The organism is Streptomyces sp. TE5632 (assembly GCF_054061295.1).
This window is the reverse complement of record NZ_JBSSEA010000003.1, coordinates 4375793-4393006: the sequence shown is the minus strand read 5'-3', so window position 1 is coordinate 4393006 and position 17214 is coordinate 4375793. Positions and strand designations below refer to the sequence as shown.

At 70.4% G+C, this 17214-nt stretch carries 12 protein-coding genes; 3 read left to right on the top strand and 9 right to left on the bottom strand.

What is annotated here, in order from left to right; all coding sequences use genetic code 11:
- Nucleotides 1–4 precede the first annotated feature (4 nt).
- From ACVW19_RS25270 to ACVW19_RS25260, 3 genes are all read right to left on the bottom strand, one after another.
- Nucleotides 5–1594: a solute symporter family protein gene (locus tag ACVW19_RS25270; RefSeq protein WP_457462002.1), complete on the bottom strand. Its 1590-nt coding sequence runs from the start codon at nt 1592–1594 to the stop codon at nt 5–7.
- Nucleotides 1591–2121 carry a DUF485 domain-containing protein gene (locus ACVW19_RS25265; protein ID WP_457462000.1) on the bottom strand — a complete coding sequence of 177 codons (531 nt, stop codon included), beginning with the start codon at nt 2119–2121 and terminating at the stop codon, nt 1591–1593. The genes ACVW19_RS25270 and ACVW19_RS25265 overlap by 4 nt, the downstream gene beginning before the upstream one ends.
- Before the next feature lie 79 nt (nt 2122–2200).
- Nucleotides 2201–4324, bottom strand: coding sequence for a DNA gyrase/topoisomerase IV subunit B (locus ACVW19_RS25260; RefSeq protein WP_457461998.1), 2124 nt, complete (start codon nt 4322–4324; stop codon nt 2201–2203).
- A gap of 443 nt (nt 4325–4767) precedes the next feature.
- Between ACVW19_RS25260 and ACVW19_RS25255 the strand changes: the two genes are divergently transcribed.
- On the top strand, nt 4768–4998 hold the full coding sequence (locus ACVW19_RS25255) for a DUF7455 domain-containing protein (RefSeq protein ID WP_457461996.1): 231 nt from the start codon (nt 4768–4770) through the stop codon (nt 4996–4998).
- Nucleotides 4999–5213: 215 nt separating this feature from the next.
- On the opposite strand, the gene ACVW19_RS25250 is transcribed toward ACVW19_RS25255, so the two are convergent.
- From ACVW19_RS25250 to ACVW19_RS25225, 6 genes are all read right to left on the bottom strand, one after another.
- Nucleotides 5214–6056, bottom strand: coding sequence for a S1 family peptidase (locus tag ACVW19_RS25250; RefSeq protein ID WP_457461994.1), 843 nt, complete (start codon nt 6054–6056; stop codon nt 5214–5216).
- Between the two features lie 207 nt (nt 6057–6263).
- Nucleotides 6264–7793 (bottom strand): RNA polymerase sigma factor, encoded by a 1530-nt coding sequence (locus ACVW19_RS25245; RefSeq protein ID WP_457461992.1) that lies wholly within the window; start codon nt 7791–7793, stop codon nt 6264–6266.
- 464 nt (nt 7794–8257) lie between these two features.
- Nucleotides 8258–9130, bottom strand: a complete 873-nt coding sequence (locus ACVW19_RS25240; RefSeq protein ID WP_457461990.1) for a FadR/GntR family transcriptional regulator — start codon at nt 9128–9130, stop codon at nt 8258–8260.
- A 163-nt stretch (nt 9131–9293) separates the two neighbouring features.
- Nucleotides 9294–11267: an ABC transporter ATP-binding protein gene (locus ACVW19_RS25235; protein WP_457461988.1), complete on the bottom strand. Its 1974-nt coding sequence runs from the start codon at nt 11265–11267 to the stop codon at nt 9294–9296.
- Nucleotides 11268–11366: 99 nt separating this feature from the next.
- Nucleotides 11367–12125, bottom strand: a complete 759-nt coding sequence (locus ACVW19_RS25230) for an NUDIX hydrolase (RefSeq protein ID WP_457461986.1) — start codon at nt 12123–12125, stop codon at nt 11367–11369.
- 166 nt (nt 12126–12291) lie between these two features.
- Nucleotides 12292–14031 carry a DUF4192 family protein gene (locus ACVW19_RS25225; RefSeq protein WP_457461985.1) on the bottom strand — a complete coding sequence of 580 codons (1740 nt, stop codon included), beginning with the start codon at nt 14029–14031 and terminating at the stop codon, nt 12292–12294.
- Nucleotides 14032–14217: 186 nt separating this feature from the next.
- Between ACVW19_RS25225 and ACVW19_RS25220 the strand changes: the two genes are divergently transcribed.
- Both ACVW19_RS25220 and ACVW19_RS25215 read left to right on the top strand, forming a co-directional pair.
- Nucleotides 14218–16383: a RecQ family ATP-dependent DNA helicase gene (locus ACVW19_RS25220; protein ID WP_457461983.1), complete on the top strand. Its 2166-nt coding sequence runs from the start codon at nt 14218–14220 to the stop codon at nt 16381–16383.
- A gap of 224 nt (nt 16384–16607) precedes the next feature.
- Nucleotides 16608–17213 carry a hypothetical protein gene (locus ACVW19_RS25215; protein ID WP_457461981.1) on the top strand — a complete coding sequence of 202 codons (606 nt, stop codon included), beginning with the start codon at nt 16608–16610 and terminating at the stop codon, nt 17211–17213.
- Nucleotide 17214 lies beyond the last annotated feature (1 nt).

The following is a 17214-nucleotide window of genomic DNA, read 5'->3' as shown; positions in this document are numbered from 1 at the left end:
GGCGTCACACCGCCCCCGCGCCGGTCAGCGACCGTACCTCGGTCTCCGCGTGCTTGGCCTCGTCGGGGGCCTCGGCCGAGGTGACCGTGCCGAGCCAGCCCGCCAGGAAGCCCAGCGGGATGGAGACCAGACCGGGGTTCTGGAGCGGGAAGAGCTGGAAATCGACACCGGGGAACAGGGAGTCGGGGCTGCCGGAGACCACCGGGGACAGCAGCACCAGCACCACGGCCGGGATCAGGCCGCCGTAGACGGCCCACACGGCACCACTGGTGGTGAACCCCCGCCAGAACAGGGAGTAGAGCAGCACGGGCAGGTTGGCGGAGGCGGCCACGGCGAAGGCCAGCCCGACGAGGAAGGCGACGTTGAGGTCGCGGGCCAGCAGGCCGAGCGCGATCGCGAGCACGCCGATGCCGACGGCGGCCACCCGGGCCACGGTCACCTCACTGTGCGGCTTTCCGCGGCGGCGCAGGGACGCGTACAGGTCGTGGGCGACGGACGCCGAGGAGGCGAGCGTGATCCCGGCGACGACGGCGAGGATCGTGGCGAAGGCGACCGCTGCGACGATCGCGAACAGAACTGTTCCACCGGTGGAGTCGGCGCCGCCGCCGAGGTCGAGCGCCAGCAGGGGAACCGCCGTGTTTCCGGCCGCGTTGGACCCGCGCACGGCGTCCGGGCCGACGACGGCGGCCGCGCCGAACCCGAGGACGATCGTCATCAGGTAGAACCCGCCGATGAGCCCGATCGACCAGACGACCGAGCGCCGTGCCGCCCGCGCGGTCGGGACGGTGTAGAAGCGGGACAGGATGTGCGGCAGCCCCGCCGTACCCAGCACCAGGGCGAGCCCCAGACTGACGAAGTCGAACCGGGAGGTCCAGTCGCCGCCGTAGGCGAGCCCGGGGGCCAGGAACGCCTCCCCGTGACCGCTGCGCTCGGCCGCCGTGAGCAGCAGGCGGTTGAAGTCGCCGTGGAACCGGAACAGGACGAGGACGGTCAGCGCGATGGTGCCGCCGAGCAGGAGGACCGCCTTGACGATCTGGATCCAGGTGGTGGCCCGCATCCCTCCCATCGAGACGTAGACCACCATGAGCGTGCCGACCCCGACCACGGTCCAGGCTTGCGCCGCCTCGCTCCGGCCGCCGAGCAGCAGCGCGACCAGGCTGCCCGCACCCACCATCTGCGCCACCAGATACAGAACGGACACGGTGACCGACGACGTTCCCGCGGCGATCCGCACGGGCCGTTCCCGCATCCGTGCCGCCACCACGTCGGCGAGGGTGAACCGCCCGCAGTTGCGCACCAGTTCCGCGACCAGGAACAGGACCACGAGCCAGGCCACCAGGAAGCCCACCGAGTACAGCATCCCGTCGTAGCCGAAGAGCGCGATCAGCCCGGAGATGCCGAGGAAGGAGGCGGCCGACATGTAGTCGCCCGCGATGGCAAAACCATTCTCCATCGGTGAGAAGAGCCGGCCACCGGCGTAGAACTCCTCGGCCGATCCCTGCCGCCTGCGGCTCACCCAGGTGGTGATGCCCAACGTGACCGCGACGAACGCGCTGAACAGCACCAGCGCCAGCGCCTGGTGATCCTTCGTCACGAGGCACCGCCCCGCTCCCGCGCCAACTCCTGAGTGTCCCAGCGGAGTTCCAACGCTGCCCGGTCCCTGCGCAGCCGCGCGTGCCGTGTGTAGGCCCAGGTGAGCAGGAAGGTGGTCAGGAACTGGCCGAGCCCGGCGAGCAGCCCCACGTTCACGGCGCCGGCCACCGGTCGGGCCATGAGGTCCGGCGCGGCCGTGGCGGTGACGACGTACGCCACGTACCAGGCGCAGAAGACGACGACCGCCGGAACCACGAACCTCCGGTAGCGGCTGCGCACTTCCTGGAACGCCGCGCTGCGCTGCACCTGGAGGTACACGTCGGCCGTGTCCGCGACCCCCTCCTGCCTGCGTGCCGCCGGTTCCGCCGCCGGCCTCACCGCCGGAAGCGCCGGGTGCACCGCCGTCGGCGCTCCGGTGCCGGCCGACTCACCCCAGCCCGAGGCGAGGGCGTCGTACCAGGGATCGTCGTAACCCACGTCTGCGGGACCGCCTCCACCCGGGTGGGGACGATCATTGCTTTGCTGCATGCCCAAGGATGGACAGAACGGGAAGATCCCCGACTCTTCTTCCCGTTCCACTTCACCCCATCAGGTGACGGTGTGCCCGCTATGCGTCGATGCGCGACCGGTCGAGCGTCGCCGCCGAGTTGGAGATGAACTCCTTGCGCGGAGCGACGTCGTTGCCCATGAGCAGATCGAAGACCTGCTCGGCGGACTCCAGATCGGTGAGGTTGATCCGGCGCAGGGTGCGGTGACGCGGGTCCATGGTCGTCTCGGCCAACTGGTCGGCGTCCATCTCGCCGAGGCCCTTGTAGCGCTGGATCGAGTCCTTGTAGCGGATGCCCTTGGCCTGGAAGTCCATCAGCTTGTCGCGCAGTTCGCGGTCCGAGTACGTGTAGACGTACTTCTCCTGCCCCTTCTTGGGCTGGACGAGTTCGATGCGGTGCAGCGGCGGCACCGCGGCGAACACCCGGCCGGACTCGACCATGGGCCGCATGTAGCGGTGGAACAACGTCAGGAGCAGGGTACGGATGTGGGAGCCGTCCACATCGGCGTCGGTCATCATGATGATCTTGCCGTAGCGGGCCGCGTCGATGTCGAAGGTCCGTCCCGATCCAGCCCCTATGACCTGGATGATCGCACCGCACTCCGCGTTCTTCAGCATGTCCGTCACGGACGACTTCTGAACGTTGAGGATCTTGCCGCGGATCGGCAGCAGCGCCTGGAACTCGGAGTTCCGGGCGAGCTTGGCCGTACCGAGCGCGGAGTCCCCCTCGACGATGAACAGCTCACTGCGCTCGACGTCGTCACTGCGGCAGTCGGCCAGCTTGGCGGGCAGGGAGGAGGTTTCCAGCGCGGTCTTGCGGCGCTGGGCGTCCTTGTGCTGGCGGGCGGCGATACGGGTGCGGGCGGCAGCGACGGCCTTCTCCAGAACGACCCGGGCCTGCTGGGCGTCGTCGCGCTTGGTGGAGGTCAGGAAGGCCTTGAGCTCCCGGGAGATCACCGTGTTCACGATGCGGCGGGCCGCCGAGGTGCCGAGGACCTCCTTGGTCTGGCCCTCGAACTGCGGCTCGGCCAGGCGGACGGTGACGACGGCCGTGAGGCCTTCCAGGGCGTCGTCCTTGACGATGTCGTCCTCGGCCACGCGCAGTAGCTTCTTCGTGCGCAGCACCTCGTTCACGGTCTTGGCGACGGCCTGCTCGAAACCGGCGACATGGGTGCCCCCCTTGGGGGTGGCAATGATGTTGACGAACGACCGGAGCGTCGTGTCGTAGCCGGTCCCCCAGCGCATCGCGACGTCTACACCGAGTTCCCGGGTCATCTCGGTGGGTGTCATCTGGCCGTGCTCGTCCAGAACCGGGACCGTCTCCTTGAAGGTGCCCTGGCCCGTGAAGCGGAGGGTGTCGCAGATGGCCTTGTCGGTGGCCAGGAACTCGCAGAACTCGCTGATGCCTCCGTCGAAGCGGAAGGACTCCTCACCTTTGCTGTCGCCGTCGCCGAGCCCGTACTCGTCACGGACGACGATGGTCAGGCCGGGCACCAGGAAAGCGGTCTGGCGGGCACGCTGGTGCAGGGTCTCCAGGGTGAGCTTGGCGTCCTTGAGGAAGATCTGGCGGTCGGCCCAGTAGCGCACGCGGGTGCCGCTGCGGGTCTTCGGGATCTTCTTGGCCTTGCGCAGTCCGCTCCCGGCCTCGAACTTCGCGTCGGGGCCCGCGGTGGCGAAGGCGCCGGGGACCCCTCGGCGGAAACTGATCGCGTGGGTGTGCCCGCCGCGGTCCACCTCGACGTCCAGCCGCGCGGACAGCGCGTTGACGACGGACGCGCCGACGCCGTGCAGTCCGCCGGACGCGGCGTACGAGCCGCCGCCGAACTTGCCGCCGGCGTGCAGCTTGGTCATGACGACCTCGACACCGGAGAGGCCGGTCTTGGGTTCCACGTCGACCGGGATTCCGCGGCCGTTGTCCCGGACCTCCACCGAACCGTCGTCGTGGAGGACCACCTCGATATGGTCGCAGTGGCCCCCGAGGGCCTCGTCCACCGAGTTGTCGATGATCTCCCACAGGCAGTGCATCAGACCGCGGCTGTCGGTCGATCCGATGTACATCCCGGGGCGTTTCCGCACGGCCTCGAGCCCCTCGAGGACGAGCAGGTGCCGCGCGGTGTAGTTGGAACCGTCCCGGTCTGCTCCTGCCAGCAGCGCTGTGGACGGCACGGACGTCTCGGCGGTCACGCGGTTCGCTCCTCGCTGAATTTCAGATGGGGCCCTCATGGGTAAGGGCACGTCACTTGTCACCGGTGAGAGGGTACCGAGGCCTGGTAGAGCCGTTGTAACGCCACCCTCGTCTGAAACGTAGACTAGTCGAGAGTCGTATACCTGTTCGATCCCTCGATGGAGTGAAGCACACATCACGTTCCCTTCCAGGCATGAACCATTTAGGCTCCGGGCACGTCCTCAATAACAACCGGCAACCCAGCCGGGAGGGCCGACCACCATCGATCCGACGCGAATCCGTACGACGACACAGCCACGCGATACGGCACATTCGCCCCCAACCGGCAGCACCCAGCCACCTCGGAAAGATTTTTTCGAGAAGAAGCCACGAGCGGGAACGTTTGGGGCTGGTTGGATGTTGACCCTGGTACGACAGCTCGTCGAGCTAGAGAAGAGGCGACGTGACTACTGTTCTGACCCCCGCGAGCCCGCTGACGGCCGCCGATCGCTGCGACCGCTGCGGCGCCCAGGCATACCTGCGCGTCGTCCTGCTGAGCGGCGGAGAACTGCTCTTCTGCGCCCACCACGGCCGCAAGTTCGAGCCGGAACTCAAGAAGATCGCCGCCGAGATACAGGACGAGACGGAGCGGCTGATCTCGCCTTCGGCGGGTGCCGCCGAGGAAGAGCGCTGACACCTCGCGCACCACGACGGGCCGGCCCCTCACGGGCCGACAGGGAGGGTGACCGCCCCCGAAGCGGAAGCGGTCACCCTCCCTGCACGCAAGGAGTACCGCGAGAAGCACCCGGCAAGCTCCCGAGGACCGCTCCCCGTGAGCCGTCCGGGACCCGCCTCAGGGCCTTCCAGGCGCCTTGAGGCGCTCTTTCATGACTGTCATGTTCACGACCGTCAGACCGGTGCTCGACCGAGAGTCCGCGCGACGTCGGACACACGTGTGTAGACCCCCGGACTGCCCTCCCAACCGCAGCCGCTCCCCCAGGACACCAGGCCGATCAGCTGCCCCCGGGCCACCAGCGGCCCACCGCTGTCCCCCTGGCAGGCATCCGGCCCGCCGGCCTCCTCACCGGCGCACAGCATGGTCCCCGCGCGATACTCGCCTTCGTCACCGCCCGGGTACGCGGTCTCGCACAGGGTGTCGCGCAGGACACGCACACGTGCCGCGTGCAGGCTGCCCGCGAAGGAACCGGCGCCCGTGGTGTCGCCCCAGCCGTAGACGGTCGCGGCCGTGCCGACCTGGTATCCGGAATCACCCGCGGCGGCCATGCCTATGACCGACTCCGAGGGCAGCGCTGCGGCCAGGGTGAGTACGGCGAAGTCGCCGGAGTTGCTGACCGGGTCGTAGCCCGGGTTCACCCAGGTCTTCCGGACGGCTATCTCCTCGCCCCGGTCCGAGAGCAGGTCCGTACGGCCCGAGATCACCCTGAGGTCGGGCACCCGGTCCGGCGCCGCCCCCAGGATCTCCTTGTCCATGCAGTGGGCAGCGGTGAGCACGGTGGTCCGGCCGACGGCCACACCGCCGCAGAACTGCCCCGCTCGGGTACCTCCGAACCGGTCACGGCTGGCCAGTGCCACCGTCCACGGGCTCTCGGACACATCGACCGGGAATCCTCCGACGACGACACCGCCCGGGACCGCTGGAGCCGCCGGAGCGGCCGCTGCCAGCGGTATCGCGGTCGCTGCGGCGGCGAGGGCCAGTGGTCGGGCCAGAATCCGAGCTAGGCGACGACGCATGCGCACTCCTCACACTGGGGCGTTGATGGGACACCCAGAGTGATCCACCTCGTCGCGCCACGCACCCGCGGAACACCACTGAGGCCCGGCCCCGAGAACGGGACCGGGCCTCAGTGGACACGTGGCTCGACGCTTGGGTGGAGACGCCTCGGACGGGGCTGCCCGTCGCGGCACGGCGGTCACCCGGGCGGACCAGGCGGCCTAGTCCTAGTCGAGGTAATCGCGCAGCACCTGAGAACGGGACGGATGGCGCAGCTTCGACATGGTCTTGGACTCGATCTGGCGGATGCGCTCGCGCGTGACGCCGTACACCTTGCCGATCTCGTCGAGGGTCTTCGGCTGACCGTCGGTGAGACCGAAGCGCATGGAGACGACGCCCGCCTCGCGCTCGGACAAGGTGTCCAGGACGGAGTGCAGCTGCTCCTGCAGAAGCGTGAAGCTGACCGCGTCGGCCGGGACGACCGCTTCGGAGTCCTCGATGAGGTCGCCGAACTCGCTGTCGCCGTCCTCACCCAGCGGGGTGTGCAGGGAGATGGGCTCGCGACCGTACTTCTGGACCTCGATGACCTTCTCCGGGGTCATGTCGAGTTCCTTGGCCAGCTCCTCCGGGGTGGGCTCACGGCCCAGGTCCTGGAGCATCTGGCGCTGCACGCGCGCGAGCTTGTTGATGACCTCGACCATGTGCACCGGGATACGGATGGTGCGGGCCTGGTCGGCCATCGCGCGGGTGATCGCCTGACGGATCCACCAGGTGGCATAGGTGGAGAACTTGTAGCCCTTGGTGTAGTCGAACTTCTCCACCGCGCGGATCAGACCGAGGTTGCCCTCCTGGATGAGGTCCAGGAAGAGCATGCCGCGGCCGGTGTAGCGCTTGGCCAGGGAGACCACCAGACGGAGGTTGGCCTCCAGGAGGTGGTTCTTGGCACGGCGCCCGTCCTCGGCGATGATCTCCAGCTCGCGCTTGAGCTTCGGCGCCAGCTTGTCGGAGTTGGCCAGCTTGTCCTCGGCGAACAGACCGGCTTCGATCCGCTTGGCGAGCTCGACCTCCTGCTCGGCGTTGAGCAGGGGCACCTTGCCGATCTGCTTGAGGTAGTCCTTGACCGGGTCGGCGGTGGCACCGGCGGCGGCGACCTGCTGGGCGGGCGCGTCGTCCTCGTCCTCGTCGGACAGGACGAAACCGGCGTTCTCCGTGCCCTCCGGCTCCTCCGTCGCCTTGGTCTCCTCGACGGTCTCTTCGTCCGTCGCCTCGATGTCGTCCTTCTTGGCCGCGGCCTTCTTGGCGGCCGCCTTCTTGGCGGTGGCCTTCTTGGCGGCCGTCTTCTTCGCGGTGGTCTTCTTGGCGGCCGCCTTCTTGGCGGGCGCCTCCTCCTCGGCGACGGCGTCCGCGGCGGAGGCGGCAGGTGTGGCTGAGGCGCTGGTCTTCCGGGTGGTCGCCGCCTTCGCCGCGACCGTCTTGGTGGCGGTGCGCTTGGCGGGACTCTTCGCTGCGACGCTCTTTCGGGTGCGCTTGGGCTCCGCGGCACTGACCATCAGCGTCACACCCTCTTCCTCGAGGATCTGATTGAGGCTGCGCAGTACGTTCTTCCACTGAGTGGCCGGAATCTGGTCAGCTTCGAAGGCCCGACGCACGTCATCGCCGGCGATCTGCCCCTCAGCCTTTCCCCGCTCGATGAGCGCCATGACAGAGACGGATTCGGCGATCTCCGGCGGGAGCGTACGGGATGTGCTGGCCGACACGAACAACCTCTCGGAACGTTGAATAACGGCTTCCGGCCCCGTCCACGACGGACAGGAGCCGACCGCCGACTTGGGGATGGGCCGACGGTGCGGGCGGGGGCCGGGGAGGTACACAGCGCCGTGAACGGCGTCCGTATTCCCTCCGCGACTGCCACCTCTTAGGTCATCGCGTTCTTTCCAGGAGTGTTACGCCCAATCCGCGTGGCCCGAGTCACACCCCGTAAGTGTCCAGAATCAATCAGACCGGGACAGAAACGGCCACTCGGGGATGACAGCGGCACGGTGCCGGACCTTACGGCCCCTTCACCACTGTAGGACCCCGCGGGATCAAAGGTGATCCCGCGGGGTCCGGCAGGGGCGGCTCATCGGTCGGACGCTGCCACAGGAGGGGGTGGCGTGCCGGACCCGACCGCCTCCGGAACGCGGTCAGTGCTCGCGCGGGGGCGTTCGGTACGCGCGGGGTTTCAGTGCTCGCGCGGGGCGGGCACCACGGGGTGGACCATCAGCAGCTGGCTCATGGCGGCCTCGGCCGCCTCGCCGTCACCACCGGCGAGGGCGTCGACGATCTGGCCGTGGTGCGCGAGCGAGGTCTCGTTGGGCCGCTCACAGCCCGTGGTCGGCCCACCCGAGACCTGCAGGGCAGCGGACACGATCCCGGAAAGGTGCTCCAGCATGCGGTTGCCGGCGACCTGGATGAGCAGCGAATGGAACTCGGAGTCGGCCCGGGCGAAGGTCAGCGCGTCACCCTGCCCCATCGCGTGGCCCATGATCTCCACCATGTCGGACAGACGCTGCTGAACGTCCTCACGTCCGTGCCCGGCGGCGAGACGGGCGGCCAGCGGCTCGATCGTCCAGCGCAGCTCGCAGAGCTCACGGCGCTGGTCGTCCCGCTGGGGCCCGAAGGCCCGCCACTCGATGATGTCCGGGTCGAGGAGATTCCAGTCGCTGACCGGGCGCACGCGCGTACCGACGTTCGGGCGGGCGCTGACCAGGCCCTTGGCCTCCAGGACACGGAGCGATTCACGGACGACGGTGCGGGAGACCTCGAAACGCTGGCCGATCTCCTCGGGAACCAGGGGGCGGTCGGCTCCCAGATCACCCGAAACGATCATCTGACCCAGCTGCTGGACGAGTTGGCCGTGCAGCCCGCGTCCGCGGCTGCCCGCGGCGCGGCGGCCCGCGCGGCCCAGTTCGGGCTCGGTGTCCCAGACAGACGCCCCGGCGCGGCCGCCGACGGGCGTGTCGGCATAGGGGTAGCGGTCGATTTCACCCGGGCTCGCGAGGCTGGAGTCTGCGGAGCGGGCGGTGGTCATCATGGTGTGCGCAAGGGTACTCACGCATCTTTTGTCGGCGCTGTTCCCAACTCCCTTGAGGAGTTTGGTGAAAAGCACACGAAAGGGTGATCGCTCACCCCGTCGCAATTGACGCCTTATCGGAAAGAAGTGGGCCCTCTCCGGGGAGTTGTCGGCATGGACGGACCGACTGAGTCACGGTCGGTCGTCAACGGGCCCTGTTCCGCAAGCATGTGAGCAGATACGCGCAGAGCAGCACCGCCAGCGACAGCGCCAGGGCACCGCCCACAGGCTGGGCGAACATCCACAACGCGCCCTCCAGGTAACGCTCGCCCCCGAAGGGCCACTGGAGCGGGAACATTTCACGCAGCCGCAGCGGCAACCCCGTCGTGGTCCGCACCGACGGCCCGCTCACCGCCTCCCGCACCAGGGGAACGACGAGGAGGGGCACGGCGACGACCGCGGCGAGCCCGGCGGCGGTGGACCGGAAGATCCCCGCCGCCAGCACCCCGGTCCAGGCGCACCCGATCGCGAGTCCGAGCCAACTCACCCCGAGCGGGAACCAGTCGCCGGGGACTTCGACGAGTTCCCGGCCGTACACGAGATAGAGCACTTCGGCGTCACACCCGATCGCCAGCACGGCCAGTACCAGCGCAGTGGCCGAGGCGACGAGGAGTTTCGCGGTCAGCAGCCCCAGGCGCCGGGGCACGCTGCCCCGGTCCGCCGCCAGAGCGGGGTGGCGGAACTCGTCACCGGAGGCCAGCGCGCCGAGCAGCCCCGCCCCGAGGGCCGCGGGCGGCAGGGGCAACTCCCTGGGCCACGCTGCGAGCAGCCGCGGCTGCGGGGTGTGCCCGGTGCGGGCCAGCAGTACCGCGGTGAGCATGGACACCGCAAGCACGACGGCGCCGACGAGGAACCCGGTACCGACGCCGGTGACCCGACGGATTTCGTAGCGCACCGGACGGAGGGGGCGGGGGGCGGGACGGACGGAAATGGGAGGCGGCAGACCGACCGAGGACTCCGGGAGACGGTCTCCGCCACCGGCACGGGATTCGGCCGGGCTCTCGGCGGCGGAGGACAGCGGGCCGAAGGACGGTCCGACGGCAGGGGACGGCTCGACGACGGGGGACGGCTCGACGACAGGGGGCGGCGTGGCGGCGGAGGGCGGCGTGGCGGCGGAGGGCGGCGTGGCGGCAGAGGGCGGCGTGGCGGCAGAGGGCGGCGTGGCGGCAGAGGGCGGCGTGGCGGCGGAGGACGGCTCGCCCGAGAGGGTCGACGGCTGCTCGGTGTGCGGCATACCCGCGCCGGGGCCCATGTCCCCGATCTCATCCGCGAGTTGGTGTACGACGACGCCGTTCTGGAACGCGATCTCACCCACGTCGGCGCAGGTACTGCCGTAGATGGAGATGCGGTTGCCGCCCTCCTGAGCCACCTCCACGGAACGCCGGTCGGTACGGGCCTCCTTGGCGAGCAGCGCGGCCAGACGGGCGGCGTGTGGTGTGCGGACGGCGACGCGGGGGCGAAGTCGGGTGCGCGAGAAGTCCGCGGCCGGCTGGTCGGCCACGACCCGGCCCCGCTCGAGGGTGACCACCCGGTCCGCTACCCGCGCCGCCTCCTTGGGGTCGGCCGTCGCACTCAGGACGGTGCCGCCCCGGGCCGCGTAAGCCCGGAGCATTCCGTGGAGCCAGCGGTTCTCGCCTGCGGAGAGTTCGCGAGCGGGCTCGTCGAGCACGAGGGTGTGCGGGTCCGCCAGCAGCGCGCAGGCCAGCCCGAGGCGTCGGTCCATACCGCGCGAGAGCGTGCCTAGGCGTTCCTCGCGCAGACTCACCAGCCCGACGGCTTCGAGGACTTCGTCGGCACGGCGGACCGGGACTCCCGCGGCGGCGCACAGCATGCGCAGGTGCCCGCGGACGGTGCGTGCGGGATGACCCGGCACTTCACCCAGCAGCACGCCGACTTCACGGGACGGGTGGCCGATGCGGTGCAGGGGACGGCCTCTGAAATAGGTGATCCCACGGCCCGGTTGGAGTTCGAGCATGAGTCTGAGCACCGTCGTCTTGCCTGCGCCCGGTGCTCCGAGCAGCGCGGTGACGTGGCCTGCGTGCGCCTCGAAGGAGACGTCGTCGACGGCGGGCGGAAGCTCTTTGCGAGGGTTGCTGGTCAGTCCGAAGGCCTGGATCACCCGAAGCAAGATAGCGCGCCATATCGGGTTTTTCGGGCATCACCAGGCCTGCTGGGGACGGGGAATCAGCCGTGCGGGATGCGCGATGTGCCTCCTGTGTCACACCTCGGGGCGCAGCATCGGCGGATTGAGCAGGGTGGCTCCGCCTGCTCGGAAGAGCTGAGCGGGGCGACCGCCCTGGCGGGTGGTCGTGCCGCCCGTCGGAACCAGAAAGCCCGGCGTTCCCGTCACCTTGCGGTGGAAGTTGCGCGGGTCCAGCGCCACCCCCCACACGGCCTCGTAGACGCGGCGCAGCTCACCGACGGTGAACTCGGGCGGGCAGAAGGCCGTGGCCAGCGACGAGTACTCGATCTTGGAACGGGCGCGCTCCACCCCGTCCGCCAGGATCTGAGCGTGGTCGAAAGCGAGGGGCACCACCGGCTCGTCGCCTCTGCCGTACCCCGCCTGTTGCAGCAGTTCCTCGACCTGGGCCCAACGTGCGTTGCTGGCGTCACCGCCCGCCCTGGGCGCGGGCAGGTCGGGAGCGAGCGCGAGGTGCGCGACGCTGACGACACGCATCCGGGGGTCGCGCTTGGGATCGCCGTAGGTGGCGAGCTGTTCCAGGTGCGCGCCGTCGGCCTGGGCGGGGGCAGCGGGGTCGTGCACCCGCAGCCCGGTCTCCTCCGCCAGTTCACGCGCCGCGGCCTGGGACAGGTCCTCGTCGGCCCGCACAAATCCGCCGGGCAGCGCCCAGCGCCCCTGAAACGGCGGTTCGCCCCTGCGTACCGCCAGCGCGCACAGGGCATGGCGGCGCACGGTCAGCACGACCAGGTCCACGGTGACGGCGAAGGGCGGAAAGGCTGACGGGTCGTAGGACATGCGGCGATCATAGTCGTCTCCCTGACGATAAACACTCTCTTCGCTGACCCGTCGGCTCGTCGGCTCGCCAACTCACCCGCTCACCCGCTCACCCGGACGGCGGGGACTCGGAGGGCGCACCGTCCGCCGGCGGCATCGCCCTCCCCCACTCAGTCACTGAGCTCGGTCACTCCGCTCCCGCACTCCCCCGGCCCTGGGGCCGGGGCCGGGGCCGGGACCGCGCACCTTCCGGCGAGGCCGTGCGACGAGAACGCGTGGCGCCCGGCCCCTCGTGCCCGGGGCGCGCCCCACCCGGACGCGTGCCACCGATCACGGTACGGGGATCGCGGGGATACGGAATCCGCGCGCTCGGCCGGCGTCCGTCCGAACGCGGCCGGCTCGGGGACCCGCCACCGGTACCGGAGACATGCGTGCGCCGTCGGCGGTACGGGGACATCTCGTGCCGTACGGATGCCGCCTCCGCGGAAGGCGTGGCCCCCTCCCCGGCATCCGGCTCCCGTACGCCCGGCGCCCCGGTGTCCTCCCCCGCGCCGGTCCCGGCGGCCGGGTCGGTGACGAGAGCGGCCGGAGGGGCGGCGGCCGGGCCACCGTGGTCCGTCTTCCCGTGGTTCTCGCGTTCCGCTCGCAGGCATCGGCGGATCGATTCCGGGTCGAGGCCCTCGTTGCAGGCCTGGTGCAGAAGGCGGGCGAAGAGGTAGTCGGGATCGGCGCCCAGGGCCATGGCAAGCGCCTCCCTGGCTTCCAGTTCGTCGCCGGTGGACCACGCGACCCAGCCGGCGAGCGTCAGGGGCGCCGCGGCGTGTTCGCCGTACGAACCGACACAGCGGCGTGCCAGGGCCCGCCACAGCCGGAGCGCGGGACCTGCTTCCTCGCCCTCCATCCACGCGGCCGCGCGGTCCCGGGTCGTCCGGTCCTGCAGACCGAGGATCAGCGTCGCCGCCTCGTCGTGCCGGAGCAGTTCGTCGTCCCGCAGATCCGCCGGGAGCATGCCGGGCACGGGTGGGACGCCGGCGAGCCGGCCCATGATCTGCTCGGCCAGTTCCAGCGTCCTTTCGGCGACCTGGCATCGGCCCGCCGCATCGAGGATCCTGGGGATCAGCTCCTTGCTGGCGGTGTCCAGGGCGGTTTCCTGTTCGAGGGCGGCGGCGTCCTCCCGCGGGAGGAACCTCGCCCTCAGCTCCCGCAGCGTGCCCCGGACCTGAAGCCCGGCGTAGGTCGCGGCGGCGGCCAGCACCGAGGTGCCGGGCAACCCCATCGGCGTCCCCTCCGGCGGACAGCATGCCTCGTCGTCACAGCAGTACGACCAGAAGCGGCCGTCCGACAGACACAGGGCCTCCACCACGGGAACGTCGAGGGCACCGCACTCCACGCGCAGCGCGTGAGCGAGCGGGCCCAACCGCTCCTTGACCTGCGCTCCGGGTTCGCGGCTGCCCGGTTCCTGGCAGAGGAAGACAACCATCTGCTCGGGCTTGGCTCCTCGGCGCTCGCTGCCCGTCACCAGCCCCTGGGCCAGTTGCCGGGCGGCCGCGGGCCAGTCGTCCTTGTGCGTGGGGATGCCGAGCCTGGCACGACCGCCGAACCGGCTCCGTCCGTCCTTGTCGTACAGGGCGACCAGGACGATGCTGTCCTCGGGCCGGTAGCCGAGGAGGTAGGGCAGTGCGTCGGCGAGTTCGGCGGGGGTGCGCAGCGTGACCTGCTGCGCGTCCCCATGGTTGCCGTAGGCAGTGCAGGCGATGTCCTTTGTACGCCGTGCGTGTGTGTGCTCGCCGTCGTGCTTCCTCTGCGGTGGTAGCTCGGCGGGATGGACGACGTCCTCGGGGCCCGGAAGGCCGGCGCGCGCGTCCCGCTTCCGCCCGGCGATGTCGTCGTTTTCGGGGGATCCGTTCGTTTCGCTGCGGTTCGTCATGAGAAGAAGATTTCGCGGATCGGGAAACTCTGCTCGCCCTGTGGACAACTCCCGTCGGGGACACGTCACACACCCGCCTGACCTGCGTTTCCGCTTCCACTGCGACCCGATTACCACACAAGATCCACCCTCTCACCGCCCCACACCGCCGCCCGGCTGTCCTTGCCGTCCTGTTGTATGGGACTCATGGAGCACACGAACAACGCGGATCTCCGGACGGCGGCGGACGCCGTCCTCGCCCGGCTCGTCGGGGATGCCTCGGGAGATGCCCGGCTGCGCGAGGACCAGTGGCGAGCGATCGAGGCGCTGGTCGCCGACAAGCGCCGGGCCCTGGTCGTCCAGCGCACGGGCTGGGGCAAGTCCGCGGTCTACTTCGTGGCCACATCTCTGCTGCGGGCCCGGGGCAGCGGCCCCACAGTGATCGTCTCCCCCCTCCTGGCGCTGATGCGCAACCAGGTCGAGGCCGCGGCCAGAGCCGGTATCCACGCCCGCACCATCAACTCCTCCAACAGCGAGGAATGGGACACCATCCAGACCGAGATCGCCGCGGGCGCGGTCGATGTCCTGCTGGTGAGTCCGGAGCGGCTGAACAATCCCGACTTCCGTGATCACGTGCTGCCCAAACTCTCCGCCGCGACCGGACTCCTCGTGGTGGACGAGGCGCACTGCATCTCCGACTGGGGCCACGACTTCCGCCCCGACTACCGCCGGCTGCGCACCATGCTCACCGATCTCCCACCCGGCGTTCCCGTCCTGGCCACCACCGCCACCGCCAACGCCCGGGTGACCGCCGACGTCGCGGAGCAACTCGGCACGGGAGGCACCTCGGACGCCCTGGTGCTGCGGGGTCCGCTGGACCGGGAGAGCCTGAGCCTGAGTGTGCTGCGCCTGCCGGACGCCGCGCACCGGATGGCCTGGCTCGCCGATCACCTCGACGAGCTGCCGGGCTCCGGGATCGTCTACACCCTCACCGTGGCAGCCGCCGAGGAGGTGACCGCCTTCCTGCGGCAGCGCGGCCACACCGTCGCCTCGTACACCGGCAAGACGGAGAACGCGGAACGGCAACAGGCGGAGGAGGACCTGCTCGCCAACAAGGTGAAGGCCCTGGTCGCCACCTCCGCCCTCGGCATGGGCTTCGACAAGCCGGACCTGGGATTCGTGGTCCACCTCGGCTCGCCGTCCTCTCCCATCTCCTACTACCAGCAGGTCGGCCGCGCCGGCCGTGGTGTGCGCCATGCCGAAGTCCTGCTCCTCCCGGGCAAGGAGGACGAGGCGATCTGGACGTACTTCGCGTCCCTCGCCTTCCCCCCGGAGGAACTGGTGCGCCGCACACTCGACGTCCTCGCCCGTGCGGACCGGCCCATGTCGTTGCCCGCCCTCGAACCCCTGGTCGAGCTGCGCCGCTCCCGGCTGGAGACCATGCTCAAGGTCCTCGACGTGGACGGGGCGGTGCGACGGGTCAAGGGGGGCTGGATCGCGACCGGTCAGCCATGGACGTACGACGCCGAGCGGTACGCGTGGGTGGCCCGCCAGCGGGGGGCCGAACAGCAGGCGATGCGCGAGTACGTGACGACCGCGGACTGCCGGATGGAGTTCCTCCAGCGCCAGTTGGACGACGCCGGCGCGAAACCCTGTGGCCGCTGCGACAACTGCGCGGGCGCACGCTACATCCCCGAGGCCTCTCCCACGTCGCTCGAGGCGGCCCGCGTGGATCTCGGCCGGGCGGGGGTGGAGGTGGAACCGCGGCGCATGTGGCCCACCGGGCTTCCGGCGATCGGCATGGACCTCAAGGGGCGCATCCCGGCCGGGGAACAGACCGCTCAGGGCCGGGCGTTGGGGCGCCTGTCGGACATCGGTTGGGGCAACCGGCTGCGTCCGCTGTTCGTGCCCCAGACCCCGGACGGGCCCGTGCCCGACGACGTGGCGAAGGCCGTGGTGGATGTGCTGGCCGACTGGGCCAAGGGGCCCGGCGGCTGGGCGTCGGGAGCGCCAAACGCCCAGCCCCGGCCGGTCGGTGTGGTCACCCTCCCCTCCCGCACCCGTCCCGCCCTGATCCAGTCGCTGGGAGCGCGCATCGCGGAGGTCGGACGCCTGCCCCTGCTGGGTTCCGTGCAGTACACGGACGAGGCCCGGCCGGCGTCCCGGAGCAACAGCGCGCAGCGTTTGAAGGCCCTCGACGGGGCGCTGGCCGTCCCTTCCTCTCTCGCCGCGGCCCTCGCCGAGGCCCGGGGGCCGGTGCTTCTGGTGGACGACTACACGGAGACGGGCTGGACCCTCGCGGTCACGGCACGCCTGCTCCGGCGGGCCGGCGCCGAGGGGGTGCTGCCCCTGGTACTGGCCGTACAGGGCTGACGCTCCGCAGGGACCGCGCCCGGTACACCCGTCAGGGATATAAGCCGCTGATCATGAGATACCAGTCTCCCCGCGTGATTGCTCGTTGCCGCATCCAGGTTCGACGGGAAGAATTGAGGTCCGCACCCGCACGGTTCTTCCGCCGATCAGGTTGGGCTCTGTTGCGTGCGCGCTCCCCGAAATCCGCCCCCGCCCGCAGTCCGGGCGTAGCCGAAGGGAGGACCGTGACCTTCGGATTCGCTTCGTCCTCGGCCGCATCACTGTCGACGTCCGCCACTCGTGTGCTCGAACCCGCGGAGTGGGCTGCCGCGGGAATTCCGCTGCTGCGCAACCCGCGTGAGGTCGTCAGCGGTCTGCACGCCCGGCATCGTCCCGGGCCGACGACCGCGGTCGTCGCCGTGCTCGACCCGGACGAGCGACTGCGGGCGAGCGCTTCGTTCACCCGCAGTCCCGCCCCGGCGGACGGCTGGATGTTCCGTAACGCGCTGCTGTCCCAGTTGCGCCGGATCATCCCGCACGATCTGCGGCGCCGCACCCCGGTGCGTACCGCCGTGCTGCTCTACTGCCGTGACGGCGACGCGCGTTGGACGGAGGAGGACGGCGCGTGGATGTGGGGGCTGCGGGACGCCTGCACGCTGCACGGGCTGCGCTGCGGGGCGTACATCACGCTGACCCGTGACGGCTGGCAGGTGCTCGGCGAGGGTCGCGGGGGGCGCCGGCCCAGCGCCGACTCGGCGCCGGAGCCGTTCGCCACGGCCGAGGCACCGCCGCGGATACCGCGCACCGGCGGTGTCGCGTCCGAGGTCCTGCGCCGCGCGGCGGCACGCTGAG